Source organism: Pseudomonadota bacterium (genome assembly GCA_018817425.1).
Lineage (GTDB): Bacteria > Desulfobacterota > Desulfobacteria > Desulfobacterales > RPRI01 > RPRI01.
This window is the reverse complement of sequence record JAHITX010000079.1, coordinates 22,249-38,047: the sequence shown is the minus strand read 5'-3', so window position 1 is coordinate 38,047 and position 15,799 is coordinate 22,249. Positions and strand designations below refer to the sequence as shown.

Here is a 15,799-nt window from a genome sequence, read left to right as displayed (position 1 = left end):
GAATGCATTAATTAATAGACAAAATCTATTTGATACAAATCAGTTTCAAAATCCCATAATGAAACGAAAACAAATATATAATGTAGATAAAAAGGCAGGGTGAATTTGCTTACTTCTGCTTTTGCTTCAATGTGGTAACGGGCATTTTTTTCCAGTTGATCAAGGTCGACTATTTTTAATCCTTCAATCTGGGTCATAAGTTCCTGTGCTTCTTTGAATGACTCTGTTTTATCCGGACCTGTGCTCTTCCAGGATCTTGATATTGTATATGTATTTTTCAGATTATCGTATTTTATTGTATTAGTTAACAATATTTCTGTAATTTTATTATTGAAGAAGAGGTCGTTATCTTTATAAAGTTTGACATAAAAAGTAAAAGAAGTGGCTATACCACTTGTAATCGCCTTTTTCATGTCCTCTGTAAAAGCACCATCTAAATGCATCTTGAAAAGAAGCTCTTTATTATGTCTGGTAATTGCAATATTAGTAAGCTTTGCTACCTGAGCAAAGGATGTTTGAGGTATGACAATTAAAAAGCAAAGTAAAAGCAAGTAAATTTTGTGTTTTCTTAGTGTTCGCATATCAATATTTATCTTTTTGCAGTATCAAATTTATTATCATAATAATGAATACGTAATCTTATATTTCTTCAAGTTGTTTCTGTGTAAATTAAGCTGCTGTCACGAAAGAGTTCTGGTCTCCCAGGATTCTTTACTGGAAAAAAACATTTCAATAAAAGCATGGTTAAACGCATGGCCGGATTTATTAAGCTTAAAATGCCCCATCACAGGTAAACCAAGGAGTGAAAAATCACCTATTGAATCTAAAGTTTTATGTCTTACAAACTCGTCTGGAAAGCGCAGGCCATCATTGTTTAAAATGGTATTTTTATCAATCACAACCGCATTATCAAGAGAACCACCTTTAGCGAAACCGTACTGCTTGAGATATTCTATCTCATGCAAAAAACCAAAAGTCCTTGCAGCAGATATTTCTTGCTCAAATATTTCATCGCTGATGCTTGAGGAAAAAGTTTGTTTTTTAATAACAGGATGATCAAACTCAATATTGCAGGTGATTTTAAAATCAGATGAAGGATATACCCCAACGGATTTACCATCTTTGTTAAGCTCAATTGGTTCAGTAACAACAAAATAATATCTTGGACTGTTTTGTGCAATTATCCCGGCTTCTTTCAACATACACGTAAAAGGTGCAGCACTTCCATCCATTATCGGCATTTCATATGAATCAAGTTCAACGGCTACGTTATCAATTGAAAGACCGGCAAAAGCAGCCATAATATGTTCGATGGTAGATACTATAAAGCCGTTGTGACCTATTACCGTAGCAAGACTTGTATCGACAACCATACTGAAGCGTGCAGGTATACTGGGTTTATCCAAAAGATCGGTTCTGATAAACTTTATACCATAATTATCAGGTGCAGGTTTGATACTAAGATTTACTTTTTTCCCCGAATGAACGCCGATCCCTGAACAACAAACCGTCTTTTTAATAGTTCTTTGGTTAAAATAACAAGCCATTATAATTTAAATATATAAATTCTATTATTGGTAAAATTGATGAGCACATAAAACAAATAACATATTAAATAACAAATAGTTATTATCTATTTTCAAAACAGATGGTTGCAGTATAGCTTATATATTCTAAGGATGCAACTATATCTTATCTTGGAATTAACTTATCTTAACTGTTTTCAGATTGTCAACAAATTCTTGATGTTAATAATAATATCATATATATATGCAAACTACAGTGCATATGTTATTATTATGAGAAGGAGGAAACATGCTTGCCAGAATTCTAAGCAGTGCTGTTATAGGTATTGATGCTTATCTTGTGGAAGTGGAAGTTGATATTGCCAAGGGGCTTCCTTCATTTACTACGGTTGGACTTCCGGAAGCAGCGGTCAAGGAAAGCCGGGAACGAGTTAAATCCGCTATTACAAATTCCGGGTATTTTTTCCCAGATGACAGGATAACCGTTAACCTTGCACCTGCCAATATAAAGAAAGAAGGAACCGGATTTGATCTGCCTATTGCAATAGGAATTCTTGCCGCAACCGGGCTTATTATGCAAAAAATGCTTGCGGGATATTTTGTGCTCGGAGAACTTTCTTTAGATGGCCGAATAAAGCCTGTAAACGGATCTCTTCCCATGGCCCTTGCTGCCAAAGCTGCCGGCTATGAAGGCATTATAGTTCCTTTTGAAAACGGAAAGGAAGCTTCAGTTGTTAATGGAATTTCGGTTTTTCCGGTCAAAACACTGTCTCAGGTTGTTGATTTTTTTCGCGGCACAGAAAATCTCAAAGCGGCAAAAACCGATATAAGCCTGCAATTTGACAAAAACAGCGAATTTGAAGTAGATTTTTCAGAAGTAAAAGGACAGGAACACGCAAAACGGGCACTTGAAGTTGCTGCAGCCGGAGGTCATAATATTATAATGATAGGTCCGCCAGGTTCGGGAAAGACCATGCTGGCCAAAAGGCTCCCTTCAATTTTACCCCCCATATCTTTTGATGAAGCGCTGGAAACAACAAAAATATACAGCGTTGTCGGCATGCTTGAAAAGGGAAATGCTATGATAGTAAAAAGGCCTTTCCGATCTCCTCATCATACGATTTCAGATGCAGGTCTAATAGGAGGAGGTCATGTGCCAAGACCAGGGGAAGTAAGTCTTGCACATAACGGAGTTCTTTTTCTAGACGAGCTATCAGAATTCAAAAAACATGTACTTGAAGTACTTCGCCAGCCGCTTGAAGACATGAAGGTTACAATCTCCAGGGCATTATCATCAATAACATATCCTGCAAGCTTTATGCTTGTATCAGCCATGAATCCATGCCCATGCGGTTTTTTTTCCGATCCCAAGCATGAATGCCGATGTTCATATCAGCAAATACACAGATACAGATCAAAGATATCAGGGCCTTTAATGGATAGAATTGATATTCACGTTGAAGTTCCGGCAGTAGCATACAGAGATCTTATGACAGATTCTGTTTCCGAGTATTCGAAAGATATAAAAAAGCGCGTTTCCAAGGCACGGCTTGTTCAGGCCGAAAGGTTTGCCAGAACCAAAATATACTGCAATGCTCAAATGAATAGCCGCCATATTAAAAAATACTGTAAAATTGATGACGCCGCATGCGCTCTTATCGAATCTGCCATTGATAAACTCGGGCTTTCCGCAAGGGCTTTTAACCGAATCTTAAAAATTTCCAGAACAATAGCGGATCTTGCAGGAGATGACGATATTAAAGTTGATCATGTTTCAGAAGCCATTCAATACCGCAATCTTGACAGAGCAAAACTGTAACTGGCTATCTTAAGAAAATAAAAGGAAAAGAAACATTATGATAACTAAGAAATCTTTTTTCACCTTTATTCTTTTTTTTGGGATGGTTATTTTTCCTGTAGCTATAGCTCAAGGCATAGATTTACAGATTAATGCTGCAACACATCATGATAAAGACCTCTCAACATCTGTCAAACCAGATACAGCGCTTGACCCAAAACTTCTATTTAATGCCGTTCATGAAAACTCTTTGGAAAAAGTGCAGTCGCTCATTTCCAGTGGCGTAGACTTAAAAGTCAAAAATGAGCAGGGCGAAAGTCCACTTATGGTGGCATTAAGGCTTAAAGAAGAAGAAATTGCCCGCCTGCTTATAGAGAAAGGATCACAACTAAATATAGCCGATTCAGATGGCTGGACACCTTTAATGATAGCCTTGAGCAATGAAAATACTGACTGTGCCGGATTGATGATTGAAAAAGATGCGGAAATTAATGTTCTGAATAAAAACGGTTGGAGCCCCTTGATGTTATCTATTAAATACAGCTCTCCTGAAAATTCATTGCTTTTAATTAAAAAAGGAGCAGAACTTCAGATTAAAGCACAAGATGGCGAATCACCACTGTTGCTTTCAGCCATGGCAGGAAACGTTGGTGTGCTTGCAATAATCATGAACAAAGTTAAGAAGACAGATGAAAGAGATGAGAATGGCAATACTTTACTACATCTTGCAGCCGAAAATGGAAATATTGAAGCTGTGGCGCTATTATTAAAGCACAAAGTCAATTTGGAGGAAACTAACCACGAAGGTTTGACGCCTCTTTTATCAGCATTGGCGTCAGGCCAAACGGAAGCAGCGTCATTTTTACTCAGCAAAGGAGCAACACACACAGCCATTGCCAATGGCAACAGCTCACTTCATTATGCCGCCAATAGCGGAAACAAAGAGTGTGTAGCTCTATTATTGCCGGGTGACCTTCCGGTTAATATACAAAACTTTGCCAAAGAAACCCCGCTCCATAATGCAGGCAGCAGGGAAGTGGCAAAATATTTATTGACACAGAGTGCAGATCTTAATGCATCTACAAATGATGGAATAACACCATTGCACAAAGCGGCCTGCAATGGCCGGCAAGATGTTATTGATCTTTTAGTCGATAGAGGCGCAAATATCAATGCTATGGCAACCAGCAACGGCATAGAAGAGATAACTCCTTTATACATGGCTATTGCAAACAGCCAAGCTGCGGCAGCGATCAGGCTTATTGAAAGAGAGGCAAACTGGAAGACGGACAGAAAAGATGGTATGCATCTTTTTATCCTGGCAACAAGCAAAGACCTGCAAGACATCGTTAAACTGATGCTGGCCAAAGGTCAAAACGTCAATTATCGCAATAAAGAGGGACAGTCAGCCATTCACTATGCAGCCAGCAAAGCCATGCTGGAATTCCTGATAGCTAATGGAGCCCAACTAAATGCTTTGGACCAAAATAATGCTTCAGCCCTGCATTTTGCTGTGGCTGACGGAAGGCTTGAGGTAGTACAGGCTTTGCTGGATAAAAATGTTGATATTATGCAGAAAACAAAACAAGGTTATACCCCCTTGCATTTTGTTAATGACCCGCAAACGGCAAAGTTGCTGATCGCAAATGGAGCTAAACTTTATGTCAAGGATCACAACGGAATGACTCCCATAGAGTTTGCCCGTTACTTTGGCAAGTCAAAAGATGTGGTATCGTTTTTAGCAAAAATGGAGCAAAAGCAGGATGAAAACGTATCTGACGTATCAGAAAATAAACATCAGGTAATTCGTTTAGCCTATAGCAACAATGTTATGAACTCTGTTATATCAGACGTGGCAGATGAAAATTTTCGTAGTGCCTTTACTATGATGGCCAGTCCGGACATTTCCGGAAATGTTTCTATGGCGGTGGGGCTTATGCACTCGGCTGCAATTACCGGTTGCCCTGAAGCCTGCTACTGTATGGGCGAATGGACTAAAACAGGGAAAGGCATAGCGGCAGATGAAGACCAGGCAATACTATGGTACCGTAAAGCCGCAGAAATGGGAATGGCCACCGCCCAGTTCTGGTTAGGCAATCATCTTATAAAAGATTTACCAAATTCTAAATCATATATCCCAAATTGGCACAAATTTTTTATATTTAGTTCCGCAGATGATTATTATTCAGAGGCTTATATCTGGCTAAGCGCCGCGGCCGCTCAAGGGCATTGTGGTGCGAAAAGGATTCTCGACGATTTTAGCAACTCCATGTCAGGAGCAGGAAGCATTGAGTGGGAAAAAAAAGCTGCTGCCCAAAATGGTCAGCGTTGGGGGTTTAACTGTGCTATTGGCAAAGAAACAGTTGAAGTTAAACCTCCTTTGATCCTTTTTTATGAAAGTGGCGGTGCTACAAACGCCAATGAATCTGTCTATGGAATGCTTTTTTCAAAAGACAGCTCCCGGTATGTTATATGGCATATGGAAATCAGCCATTCCAGGATTCTTAAAGACATCGAACTGCCTATAACCATTGTCTGGTATGATCCTAATGGTTCTATCTTCAGCAAACAGCAGCATAAATTACTGCTAACCGCAGGCACTGAAAGTACTCTAAATGATTATGGTTGCGGTTTTGGTGAACCTGGAAAATGGGATGTCGGCTCATATACAGTTGATTTTTTTGTAGGGAAATTGAAAATTGCAAAAGTGTTTTTTACAATAGATTGAAAGCAAAAAACAGTGTGTCGGGAAAAGCAGTCCGGCACTGTTTTGCTTTTTCCCAAAGTTGCTGTGTTAAAAACAGAAGGAAGATAAAATTAAGGCAAGCAAATGAAATTTAAATCCAAACTGCCAAATATCGGGGTAACAATATTTACAATAATGACAAATCTTGCAAATGATTATAATGCCATCAATCTTTCGCAGGGATTTCCTGATTTTGATACAGACCCCAAATTGATAGATCTTGTGCATAAATATATGAAAAACGGCTTTAACCAGTATGCTCCTATGCAAGGAGTTATGCTTCTTAGAGAAAGGATAGCTGAGAAAACATTAAAGCTATATAATGCCTCGTATGATCCAACCACCGAAATTACCGTTACTTCCGGAGCAACCGAGGCTTTGTTTGCAGCTATAATAGCAGTTGTAAAAAAAGGAGATGAAGTAATAGTATTTGAGCCGGCCTTTGATTCCTATGTACCTGCTATTAATTTAAGCGGCGGCATCCCAAAATTTATCAAACTGAAACCTCCATACTACAACATAGACTGGGAAGAAGTTAAAAATACCGTATCAAAAAAAACAAAGCTTATTATTTTAAACTCACCGCATAATCCGACAGGTTCCGTTCTTTTAAAAGAAGATATTACGGCTCTTTATAATATTATACAAAAAACCGGGATTTTTATTTTAAGCGATGAGGTTTATGAACACATTATTTTTGATGGTCTTAAAAACGAAAGCATGTCAAAATACAAAGAGCTTGCTGATCGCAGTTTTGTTATAAGTTCTTTTGGAAAAACATATCATACTACAGGATGGAAAATAGGCTATTGCTTAGCACCTAAAGCGCTTTCCGCAGAATTTCAAAAAGTACACCAGTTTTTGACATTTGCAACTAATACTCCTATACAGCACGCATATGCCGAATTTTTGGAAAATGAAGAAGCTTATCTTGGCTTATCCTGTTTTTACCAAAAAAAGAGAGACAAGTTTTTATCACTTTTAAAAAACTCCCGTTTCAAAGCAATACCATGCAAAGGTACTTATTTTCAAATGCTTGACTATTCATCCATCTCTGATGAACCGGATATGGATTTTGCAAAACGTTTGACGATTGAACAAGGGGTTGCTTCTGTTCCTCCTTCTGCATTCTACAATCAACATGACGATCACAAGATGCTTCGCTTCTGTTTTGCAAAAAAAGACGAAACACTTGAAAAGGCAGCGGAAAATTTATGCAGGATTTAAATATAACAATCATACAGACAAAGCTCATATGGGAAGATATCAAAGCAAACCTGTCTGTTTTTGATAAAAAAATAGACGGCATTAGGGAAAAAACAGATCTTATAGTACTTCCTGAAATGTTTACAACCGGCTTCAGCATGAACGCAGCAAAACTTGCCCAGGAAATGAATGGCATATCCGTAGACTGGCTTAAAAATAAATCATGCCACATGCAGGTGGATATCGCAGGAAGCATTATAATAAAAGAAGATAGGAAGTATTTTAACCGGCTGTTATGGGCAAAACCTGACGGGACATTACATTGTTATGATAAAAAGCATTTGTTTCGCATGACCGGAGAAGAAAAAGTATACAGTGATGGAAAGAACAAATTAACAGTTGAATTAAATGGTTGGAAAATCAGACCTTTTGTTTGTTATGATCTGAGATTTCCTTGCTGGACAAGAAATTTCAGCAAATCCTATGATGTAGCAGTGTTTGTTGCAAACTGGCCGGAAGCTCGCTCATATCACTGGGAAACGTTACTTCTTGCCAGAGCAATCGAAAATCAATGTTATGTTGTGGGAGTAAACCGGGTTGGAAAAGACGGGAACGGCTACAACTACATCGGGCAATCTTCGGTAGTAGATCCTACAGGAAACATCATGTTTAGAAAACAAAATGAAGAATGCATACATACAACAGCACTTTCATATTCGGTTTTACAGGAATACCGCAATTCATTTCCTGCATGGATGGATACGGATAATAAGGAATGAGATTATTTATCCAACTTTGCTTTTTTAGCCGACATCATTGAGATAGAACGGCCAGTTACCCGACCGCCCTCTTACAGATCCCTGCATGCGGTTTTTCCGCACAAGGCTCCTCAGTATTGTTCGCTTCGTACAAAAATTGCTATTCCCCACAGTGAGGTTTGCATATGTTTATCAGCCTGTCTTATCTGCATATGTTTCCTTTGCGGGCTGCACAATACCGTCATCCCCTTCCCCATGTAATCAGCGTTACCGTCTCAGAGTACTATGAGATAATCTGACTCGATGCCCTTCTTTTGGTTGAAACATCCTACCTTTAAGTTCAAGGAGGCCGAAAGGATCTCCCAAGTTCCTGGTACTTCTCTCACTGCATGCCACGCTCTTGGACCCCGACAGTCCCTCAGGAATCTCACCATTGCTCAGTGCCCATGGCAAGCCCTGCAAAGAGTCTGCGATTCCTTTGTACTTACTTCCGGCATAAATTATCTTCCAGATTAAATATGTTCATGTTTTTTTTGTGCAATTTGGATTTATTATATGCACATTTATTAAATAGATCAAAGAAAGATTCATGGTGATGTGGGACAATAAAATAGAGACGCAAGATTTTGCGACTCTGTAGGTTGAACAATGGAAATAAAAAATGGCAGGGCCAATTTCGACCCTGCCATTTTTTATTGTATTATTTTTTTTACTTTCTTTTACCGTTAACCGTGAACTGTAAACCGGCAACCACTTTTAAACCGTAAACTGTCAACCGTAAACCGTTTTTAAAACCGTGAACTGTTAACCGACAACCGGCAACCGATTTTAATCTATTTTCCAAACTTTCCGCTTGCGCCAGCAAGGCATGGAACTTCATTTTCGAGAATTGGCATTATTCTATACTTAAACCAGTCCTCTTGTTTTTGCCGTCTTGACTTTAATGTCATAAACTATCATTCTTTGTTTAAAAGTTTAATTGTTACAGGAGTAAATTATGCCAACAGTTATGAAGATCAGCCCTCAAGGGCAAATCCGGATACCCAAAAAAGTTCTTGCAGCGCTTAAGATAGTTCCTGGTGACTATATTGAAGTGGATGTGGAAAGAGGACAGGCTGTTTTAAAACCACGCAAACTTATTGATCCTTCACAGGAGTTGTACTGGGACAAAGAATGGCAGAAAACGAAAAATGAAGTAGATGATGAGATTGCTAATGAAAAGCTTTCGCCGACCTTTCATACAGCAGAGGAAGGTCTGAAATGGTTAAAAGAATAGATTCTTACCGTTTTAGTAAAAAATTCAAAAAGCAATATAATGCCATGCCCAATGAAATCCAGCAAGCCTTTAACGAAACACATAACCAATTGTTCCTTGACAATCTGTACTGATTTCTATAACCTACGAGCAGGAATTATAGGTAAATATGGAAAAAAAGTGTTACATATTGGCCGGGCCAAATGGGGCTGGAAAAACAAGTTTTGCAAATGAATTTCTACCCATTGAAGCGGAATGCCTTAATTTTATCAATGCAGATCTGATTGCTCAGGGTCTTTCTCCTTTCCAACCTGAAAAAATGGCAATTGCAGCAGGTAGAATAATGATAGGACGTATTATTGAATGTGTCAGGAGAAATGAATCGTTTGCTTTTGAGACAACATTGAGCGGCAAAGGGTATATGAAAAATGTAATTGATTGGAAGAATAAAGGTTATGAAATTGTAATCTATTTTTTACAGCTTCCTTCAGTCGAATTTGCAATAGAACGTGTGAAGCTAAGAGTTGCACAAGGGGGCCATAATATCCCTGAACGAGATATTATGCGGCGTTTCCAGAGAGGTTGGGCGAATTTCAATATGTTTTATAAGCAATTGGCGGATTCGTGGATTGTTTTTGATACTTCCGGTAAAATGCCTATTATCATAGATGAATCGGAGTAAATGATGAAAACACATAATAAGTATGCCGTAATTGGATTGAAAGCCTTGCAAAGGGCAGCCGCAAAAGTTGCTGAGGAAGCAAGGAAGAATAATTGCAAAATTCCAATTTGGATAAATGGACGCATAGAATATGAGGTTCCGGATATAATCACCGAGCAACGAGGTGCAGTTGGCCAGGATCACAATGTTCCTTTTGATAAATAAGTTTGTCGCTTAACAGCTTATGGCTGTTTGTTGAGTGTAAAACGGAAACTGTTTAAAATTTAAAAAACTCTTTGATTATAGGCGCTCTTTGAGAGTAGAGACGCAATATTTTGCGTCTCTACAGGTTTAACAATGGAAATAAAAAAGGCAGAGACATTTCCGGTTGTAGGTTTACAGTTAACAGTTTGCAGAAAAGCAAAAAACATGGTGATTTTTTGTTTCTAAGACTTTACTTTAACCAGTTTCATTTCTAGACGACACCCAAGTGCATGAGCATATTTTTTCAATGTGGCAATTGATGGTGAATGTTTACCGCTCCCTGATTCAAGGCGAGCTATCACGGACTGGGTTGTCCCGATTCGTTTGGCAACTTCTGCCTGAGTAATACCGGCAACCGCGCGAGCTTTCAGAAACTGATCGAAAAGAGAAAACTCCTCATCAAGCTGGTCATATTCGGCTTTAACAGCGGTTGACGGTTGTCGGTTTACAGTTGACAGTTTATGGTTTCCAGTTTCCGGTTGAAAAATTTGAGATTTAATAACGAGAACAAAAAAGGCAGAGCCGATTTCGACTCTGCCTTTTTTGATATTGAATTATTATTTTATCTTTCTTTTACAGTCAACTGTGAACTGTCAAACGTAAACTGCTTTATCTCTATTTCTTAAACTTTCTGCTTGCGCCTGCAATGCTTACAAGACCGAAGAGAGATGTAGTAAAAATACTCTATTCAAACACTTTATCAAAAAAATCCGTTTTAACAAGCATCCTCTGCCACTCACGATGACGTTTTACGCTTTCCTGACGTCTTTTACGGGGTAAATTTATAAACCGCATTGTCTCAACCGGTCCCAATTCCTTAACAAGGGCATCAATACCTTTTTTTATCGTTATTTCCTCAGTAAGATAACGCTCCGCTTTCATCTTAAATCCTCCTCCGCGCAAAATTGAACAGGGTTGCCACACCATGTATTAATCGCATGCTTACGACATTTTTTCATCAGCTTGTCGTCACAAGTGATAAATTTTGCCTTTCCAGCCTCGGCAAATGCAATATGTGCTGAATCGGCAAGACCAAATCCCAAGGCGAATAACTCCTCTGCTCTTTTTCGTGCAGTAGCTTTATTGATATTTAATAATTCACCGAACTGTTCTAAAACACTAAGTAACTCCAAACGTTCCAATTGGTCTGGTATTGCATTGATTTCGGCATAATGAACCGGTGATATAGCCATAATCAATTGTCCATCCTGAATCTTCGACATTATGAGTTCACCGCCTCAGTTTCCAGTCTGACACGTAAAAATGATTGGTCGTCAAAGGACCTGCACAAAGCGCAAACATCAAGATAAACAGTCATTACCAGCATAGTTAACTTCCCAGGATTTTATAGAATTATAATGTTAAATATTATAAATTATAATTAAATAAAATAAAACATTAATATACGGAACCAGATTAAAAAATTATAGTTGATGGTAAAAAAACAAAATATGTACGAGAGATAACAACAGAAATTAAAAAAGGCAGGGACATTTCCGGTTGTCGGTTTACAGTTCACAGTTTACGGAAAAGCTTTATTCCTTCTCTCACAGAGCACACAGAGATCACGAAGATAAATGGAAATATTAAAATAACTCTGTGACTCTGAGAACTCTGCGAGAGATAAAATATATTTGAAACAAAAAAGGCAGAGCCGATTTCAGCCCTGCCTTTATGTTATTGAATTATTGTTTTTACTTTATTTTACTGTTAACCGTAAACTGTCAACCGGCAACTGCTTTTAATCTATTTCTTAAACTTTCTACTTGCGCCTGCAAGACCTACAAGACCGAAGCCAAGAAGGAGCAGAGTAGCCGGTTCAGGAACCGGAACTACCGATTCTAATTGAACTACAATATCATTAAAATCAAGAGTTCCGCCCCAACCTTCCATTGCTACATATCTGTGATTAGCGTCATTAGCTGTTAATCCACCGATAGTAACATCTTCACCTTTTCCTAAAAAGCTTAAAAAGGATGCTCCAGTACCATTAAGGGAATCTTCGGAATAATATATATTGTTGCCAGCATCCCAAGAAAAATAAAACCCGAAAGAATCCATCCAGTCAGTTGTTGAGCCAATTACGGTACTCCCTATTGTTCCTGCATCATGAAATTCGGAATAAATAGTACCTGAACCAGCATCAAAATTAATTGTTGTATAGTCTCCAGGATTTGATGCACCAGTTCCATCAGTTGAATCTTTGAATACAGCTACTTGATTAGTTATATTGCCATATTCATATATACCAAATTCAAATGGAAATCCAGTTGCGTTCCAACTCAAGCTTGCAACATAAGCAGCATTGGAGCCAGCAGATTGATTCGTAAAAATAGCATAGTCTTCTTGATCAGCGCGAACATCAATTGAGGATCCAATACCAGTCATAATACCTTGTAATGAATCAAGAGTGCCCCCTGAAGTGTATACCGGCCTAGTGTTGATCGTATCAGCCATAGAAATTCCAGCGAACAAAAAAACCACCGCAATTGAAATGGCCAAAAGTTTTAATGCTTTTTTCATGTTGTTTCCTCCTTTGTTTTAATTATTATATTTTTGATTCTAATTGAACTTAGTAATTAATTTTCTTTTTTGTAATATACTTAAGCAATGGTTATGCCAATGGCAAATAAAGCTTGCACCATGTCTATAACATATAGATATGTATTATATTATAAAGATATGACGGTTTAGATAAATCGCGCTAATTTACTTGCTGCTGTGAAATTGTAAAGGAAACCGACAGTGAAAGCGGTTGACGGGAAAAAGCAGTTTACAGTTGACGGTTTAAAAGCAGTTGACGGTTCACGGTTCACAGTTGACGGGAAAAAGCAGTTGGCGGTTTACGGTTCACGGTTGACGGGGAAAAACGGTTGTCAGTTTACGGTTTACGGTGCACAGTTGTTTGATTAGTTGATAAGGCAAGAATAGATTATAACTGATTAGAATATAAATAAATTAAGCAAGATTGACTTTCCTGCGGCAGCAGGAAGATTCCGGCTTTGCAAGAATTTTCCTCTCAAAAATTCTTGCAAAAAACTCTGAGACCTCTGTGTGCTCTGTGAGAGACTGCAATTTGGGAAGGGTTCTGGATATCAGGTGTTATAAAGCGATATCCGGAAGATTGAAATAAATTTAATGTAAATACAGTATTTTAATTGGTAATTGTAAAGTATCCCGACAGTTTTTTTACCGAAAAACAGTGGGAAATGATAATACAAGAGTAATCTATTATAAAATAAGTATGTTATATAGAAATGATTGATTTGGAAATTGTAAAGAATTCCGACAGTAAAAGCGGTTTGCGAAGAAATCTCTCACAGAGTACACAGAGATCACGAAGATCTTCCGGAATTATGGAAAATATGAAATAGCCTTTAAAAAAATATCGGACAGGATTTACAGAATAAACAGGAAATATTTCAGACCGCTCCGGAAAAGAGCGGCCTGAAGCATGTATCCGCTTTGCGGAGTCTGGTGGTAAATACAGCAATTTTGCGGGTCAGGCGTTTTTGCCTCTTTTTTCCATAGCCTCCGGCAATGGTTTAAGGAAAAGGCAAAAAAATTAGTAAGGTTATAATATGCTTTATTATAAAAGATTTATAAATTTATCTACAGTCATTTGAGCCTGTTTTAAAATATATGAGAGTGTCGATCTTTTTATAGGACGATGGGCTGGAATAATAATTTTAAAAGTTTCAGTAGAAGTATGTTTCTGTAATCGAATATGACTTCCTTTTTGCCTAACTACTACCCATCCGTCTCGACGTAATGCCTTTATAACTTTTTCATAATGAAGGCTTGGTACTTTTGTCATACAGCTATTTCCAAAAGTTCTGCGTTAGGTGCAAAATCGAAATCATCTTCAACCGGCTCTAAAAAAAGCTTTATAGCTTCCTGAATATTGGTTAAAGCCTCTTCTTTTGAATCTCCTTCACTTATACAACCGGGCAAAGATGGTACTATAGCTGTAAAACCCCCTTCATCGCTTGGTTCCAATATAATTTTTAATTTCATTGAGACACCTCCATGTTATTTTATTTATTTGATGAATGGATCATATCTATTTATTTAATTTTCATCAACATAATAAGTAGGTAATAAGTAGGTATTTTATTCCAACGGGGAAAATCGGTTGTCAGTTTACAGTTGACGGTAAAAGCGGTTTGCTAAGAAATCACTCACAGAGTACACAGAGATCACGAAGATCTTCCGGGAAGCCGGAAAATGAGGATAGCCCTTAAGAAAAAAAATTATCAGACAGGATTTACAGGATTAGCAGGATTATTTTTCAGACCGCTCCGGAAGAGCGGTCTGAAGCATGCATCCGCTTCGCGGTGTTTGGTGGTAAGTACAAAATTTTGCGGGTCAGGCGTTTTGGCTTCTTTTCTCTATAGCTTCAGGCAATGGCTTATTGCCTGTCCGGCTTCCGGCCGGCAGGTAAAAATCCTGTCCATCCGGTTAATCCTGTCTGAAAATTTAAATGCGGTTACCTGGTGGATAAAAGGAAGATGGCTTGACATATAAGCATTAATAATAGATAGTAATGATAACATGAGAATAAATATAAATGATGATATTATGACGAAAGTGAAAGATATGGATAAAGAATTGGTTGATATAAAATTAGACAAAAGTTTCTTCTCAGTTGTGTCATTATCAGATCAATCGGATGACAAGAACTATTGGTTTGCCAGGACTCCAATTGAAAGAATGCGACATATTGAAGTATTAAGAAGGATTAATTATGGACATGCTGCTACCTCCAGACTTCAAAGAGTTCTTGAATATACTCAAGATTAAACATATCAGATACTTGTTGATTGGTGGATATGCTGTTGGCTATCATGGATATCCACGAGCAACAAATGATATGGATATTTGGATAGCGATAGATCCTGAAACTGCGGAGCAAATGGTTTTGGCTTTAAAAGAATTCGGTTTTGATACACCCCAATTATCAAAAGAACTGTTCCTTAAAAAGAACAGTATTATACGCATGGGTATTGCTCCTATACGGATTGAAATATTAACAACGATTTCCGGTGTTAATTTTGAGGAGTGCTTTAAGCAAAAGATTGTCGATGAAATAGATGGAATTGAAGTAAATATCATTAATTTGAAACAATTGAAGATTAATAAGAAATCGAGTGGAAGGCATAAAGATTTAGACGATTTTGAAAACCTGCCTTGAAATATGGTGTAACTGGCCGCAAGGGAGAAGACATTTAACAATTGACGGGGAAAAGCAGATATCAGTTTACAGTTTACGGTTGACGGTGAAAGCGGTTTGCGAAGAAATCATTCACAGAGTACACAGAGAGCAGGAAGATCTACCAGAATTTTGGAAAATAAAGGATAGCCTTAAAAAAAATATCGGACAGGATTAACAGGATTAACAGGATGTTTTTCAGACCGCTCCGGTAGAGCGGCCTGAAGCATGCATCCGCTTTGCGGAATCTGGTGGTAAGTACAGAGGTGGTTTTGTAGGTCAGGTATTTTTGCCTCTTTTCTCCATAGCTTCAGGCAATGGTTTATTGCTGCCCGGCTTCCGGCCGGAAGGTAAAAATCCTGTCCATCCTGTT

General features: G+C 38.1%; 18 protein-coding genes. 10 read left to right on the top strand and 8 right to left on the bottom strand.

Annotation, left to right across the window (positions count from 1 at the left end):
• Nucleotides 1-11: 11 nt before the first annotated feature.
• Nucleotides 12-581: a DUF4390 domain-containing protein gene (locus KKC46_13305; GenBank protein MBU1054784.1), complete on the bottom strand. Its 570-nt coding sequence runs from the start codon at nucleotides 579-581 to the stop codon at nucleotides 12-14.
• A 99-nt stretch (nucleotides 582-680) separates the two neighbouring features.
• Complete coding sequence (gene lpxC, locus KKC46_13300) at nucleotides 681-1,547, bottom strand: UDP-3-O-acyl-N-acetylglucosamine deacetylase (GenBank protein MBU1054783.1); 867 nt, start codon at nucleotides 1,545-1,547, stop codon at nucleotides 681-683.
• Between the two features lie 268 nt (nucleotides 1,548-1,815).
• Between lpxC and KKC46_13295 the strand changes: the two genes are divergently transcribed.
• The 7 genes from KKC46_13295 to KKC46_13265 all read left to right on the top strand — a co-directional run bounded on the left by KKC46_13295 (nucleotide 1,816) and on the right by KKC46_13265 (nucleotide 10,175).
• A complete protein-coding gene (locus KKC46_13295) occupies nucleotides 1,816-3,345 on the top strand; it encodes a YifB family Mg chelatase-like AAA ATPase (protein MBU1054782.1) in 1,530 nt (509 codons plus the stop codon).
• Between the two features lie 37 nt (nucleotides 3,346-3,382).
• The gene (locus KKC46_13290) at nucleotides 3,383-6,052 is read left to right on the top strand and encodes an ankyrin repeat domain-containing protein (protein ID MBU1054781.1); all 2,670 of its coding nucleotides are present in this window, start codon (nucleotides 3,383-3,385) and stop codon (nucleotides 6,050-6,052) included.
• 102 nt (nucleotides 6,053-6,154) lie between these two features.
• Nucleotides 6,155-7,297, top strand: coding sequence for a methionine aminotransferase (locus tag KKC46_13285; protein MBU1054780.1), 1,143 nt, complete (start codon nucleotides 6,155-6,157; stop codon nucleotides 7,295-7,297).
• Complete coding sequence (locus tag KKC46_13280; GenBank protein ID MBU1054779.1) at nucleotides 7,285-8,055, top strand: amidohydrolase; 771 nt, start codon at nucleotides 7,285-7,287, stop codon at nucleotides 8,053-8,055. Before KKC46_13285 ends, KKC46_13280 begins: the two co-directional genes overlap by 13 nt.
• Nucleotides 8,056-9,031: 976 nt before the next feature.
• Entirely contained in the window at nucleotides 9,032-9,310 is a 279-nt protein-coding gene (locus KKC46_13275) for an AbrB/MazE/SpoVT family DNA-binding domain-containing protein (GenBank protein ID MBU1054778.1), read from the top strand.
• Nucleotides 9,311-9,458: 148 nt separating this feature from the next.
• Nucleotides 9,459-9,971, top strand: coding sequence for a Zeta toxin family protein (locus tag KKC46_13270; GenBank protein MBU1054777.1), 513 nt, complete (start codon nucleotides 9,459-9,461; stop codon nucleotides 9,969-9,971).
• Nucleotides 9,972-10,175, top strand: coding sequence for a hypothetical protein (locus KKC46_13265; protein ID MBU1054776.1), 204 nt, complete (start codon nucleotides 9,972-9,974; stop codon nucleotides 10,173-10,175).
• 221 nt (nucleotides 10,176-10,396) lie between these two features.
• Here KKC46_13265 and KKC46_13260 read toward each other — a convergent pair whose 3' ends face one another.
• The 4 genes from KKC46_13260 to KKC46_13245 all read right to left on the bottom strand — a co-directional run bounded on the left by KKC46_13260 (nucleotide 10,397) and on the right by KKC46_13245 (nucleotide 12,737).
• Nucleotides 10,397-10,672 (bottom strand): helix-turn-helix domain-containing protein, encoded by a 276-nt coding sequence (locus KKC46_13260; GenBank protein ID MBU1054775.1) that lies wholly within the window; start codon nucleotides 10,670-10,672, stop codon nucleotides 10,397-10,399.
• A gap of 226 nt (nucleotides 10,673-10,898) precedes the next feature.
• The gene (locus tag KKC46_13255) at nucleotides 10,899-11,096 is read right to left on the bottom strand and encodes a hypothetical protein (protein MBU1054774.1); all 198 of its coding nucleotides are present in this window, start codon (nucleotides 11,094-11,096) and stop codon (nucleotides 10,899-10,901) included.
• The gene (locus KKC46_13250; GenBank protein MBU1054773.1) at nucleotides 11,093-11,437 is read right to left on the bottom strand and encodes a PIN domain-containing protein; all 345 of its coding nucleotides are present in this window, start codon (nucleotides 11,435-11,437) and stop codon (nucleotides 11,093-11,095) included. The genes KKC46_13255 and KKC46_13250 overlap by 4 nt, the downstream gene beginning before the upstream one ends.
• A 523-nt stretch (nucleotides 11,438-11,960) precedes the next feature.
• Nucleotides 11,961-12,737: a PEP-CTERM sorting domain-containing protein gene (locus KKC46_13245; protein MBU1054772.1), complete on the bottom strand. Its 777-nt coding sequence runs from the start codon at nucleotides 12,735-12,737 to the stop codon at nucleotides 11,961-11,963.
• 222 nt (nucleotides 12,738-12,959) lie between these two features.
• Between KKC46_13245 and KKC46_13240 the strand changes: the two genes are divergently transcribed.
• Nucleotides 12,960-13,127 carry a hypothetical protein gene (locus tag KKC46_13240; protein MBU1054771.1) on the top strand — a complete coding sequence of 56 codons (168 nt, stop codon included), beginning with the start codon at nucleotides 12,960-12,962 and terminating at the stop codon, nucleotides 13,125-13,127.
• Between the two features lie 676 nt (nucleotides 13,128-13,803).
• Here KKC46_13240 and KKC46_13235 read toward each other — a convergent pair.
• Together KKC46_13235 and KKC46_13230 are read right to left on the bottom strand one after the other, a co-directional pair.
• Nucleotides 13,804-14,031, bottom strand: a complete 228-nt coding sequence (locus tag KKC46_13235; protein ID MBU1054770.1) for a type II toxin-antitoxin system HicA family toxin — start codon at nucleotides 14,029-14,031, stop codon at nucleotides 13,804-13,806.
• Nucleotides 14,028-14,231, bottom strand: coding sequence for a type II toxin-antitoxin system HicB family antitoxin (locus KKC46_13230; GenBank protein ID MBU1054769.1), 204 nt, complete (start codon nucleotides 14,229-14,231; stop codon nucleotides 14,028-14,030). Before KKC46_13230 ends, KKC46_13235 begins: the two co-directional genes overlap by 4 nt.
• Nucleotides 14,232-14,441: 210 nt before the next feature.
• On the opposite strand from KKC46_13230, the gene KKC46_13225 reads away from it, so the two are divergent.
• On the top strand, nucleotides 14,442-14,741 hold the full coding sequence (locus tag KKC46_13225) for a hypothetical protein (protein ID MBU1054768.1): 300 nt from the start codon (nucleotides 14,442-14,444) through the stop codon (nucleotides 14,739-14,741).
• Between the two features lie 226 nt (nucleotides 14,742-14,967).
• Nucleotides 14,968-15,408 (top strand): nucleotidyltransferase, encoded by a 441-nt coding sequence (locus KKC46_13220; GenBank protein ID MBU1054767.1) that lies wholly within the window; start codon nucleotides 14,968-14,970, stop codon nucleotides 15,406-15,408.
• The last annotated feature ends 391 nt before the right edge of the window (nucleotides 15,409-15,799 follow it).

Coding starts and splice junctions, on each gene's coding strand:
- KKC46_13270 (MBU1054777.1), top strand. CDS start 9,459: ATGGAAAAAAAGTGTTACATATTGGCCGGGCCAAATGGGGCTGGAAAA.
- KKC46_13265 (MBU1054776.1), top strand. CDS start 9,972: ATGATGAAAACACATAATAAGTATGCCGTAATTGGATTGAAAGCCTTG.
- KKC46_13250 (MBU1054773.1), bottom strand. CDS start 11,437: ATGTCGAAGATTCAGGATGGACAATTGATTATGGCTATATCACCGGTT.
- KKC46_13220 (MBU1054767.1), top strand. CDS start 14,968: ATGCTGCTACCTCCAGACTTCAAAGAGTTCTTGAATATACTCAAGATT.
- KKC46_13290 (MBU1054781.1), top strand. CDS start 3,383: ATGATAACTAAGAAATCTTTTTTCACCTTTATTCTTTTTTTTGGGATG.
- lpxC (MBU1054783.1), bottom strand. CDS start 1,547: ATGGCTTGTTATTTTAACCAAAGAACTATTAAAAAGACGGTTTGTTGT.
- KKC46_13225 (MBU1054768.1), top strand. CDS start 14,442: ATGAGGATAGCCCTTAAGAAAAAAAATTATCAGACAGGATTTACAGGA.
- KKC46_13255 (MBU1054774.1), bottom strand. CDS start 11,096: ATGAAAGCGGAGCGTTATCTTACTGAGGAAATAACGATAAAAAAAGGT.
- KKC46_13245 (MBU1054772.1), bottom strand. CDS start 12,737: ATGAAAAAAGCATTAAAACTTTTGGCCATTTCAATTGCGGTGGTTTTT.
- KKC46_13235 (MBU1054770.1), bottom strand. CDS start 14,031: ATGACAAAAGTACCAAGCCTTCATTATGAAAAAGTTATAAAGGCATTA.
- KKC46_13305 (MBU1054784.1), bottom strand. CDS start 581: ATGCGAACACTAAGAAAACACAAAATTTACTTGCTTTTACTTTGCTTT.
- KKC46_13275 (MBU1054778.1), top strand. CDS start 9,032: ATGCCAACAGTTATGAAGATCAGCCCTCAAGGGCAAATCCGGATACCC.
- KKC46_13295 (MBU1054782.1), top strand. CDS start 1,816: ATGCTTGCCAGAATTCTAAGCAGTGCTGTTATAGGTATTGATGCTTAT.
- KKC46_13230 (MBU1054769.1), bottom strand. CDS start 14,231: ATGAAATTAAAAATTATATTGGAACCAAGCGATGAAGGGGGTTTTACA.
- KKC46_13285 (MBU1054780.1), top strand. CDS start 6,155: ATGAAATTTAAATCCAAACTGCCAAATATCGGGGTAACAATATTTACA.
- KKC46_13280 (MBU1054779.1), top strand. CDS start 7,285: ATGCAGGATTTAAATATAACAATCATACAGACAAAGCTCATATGGGAA.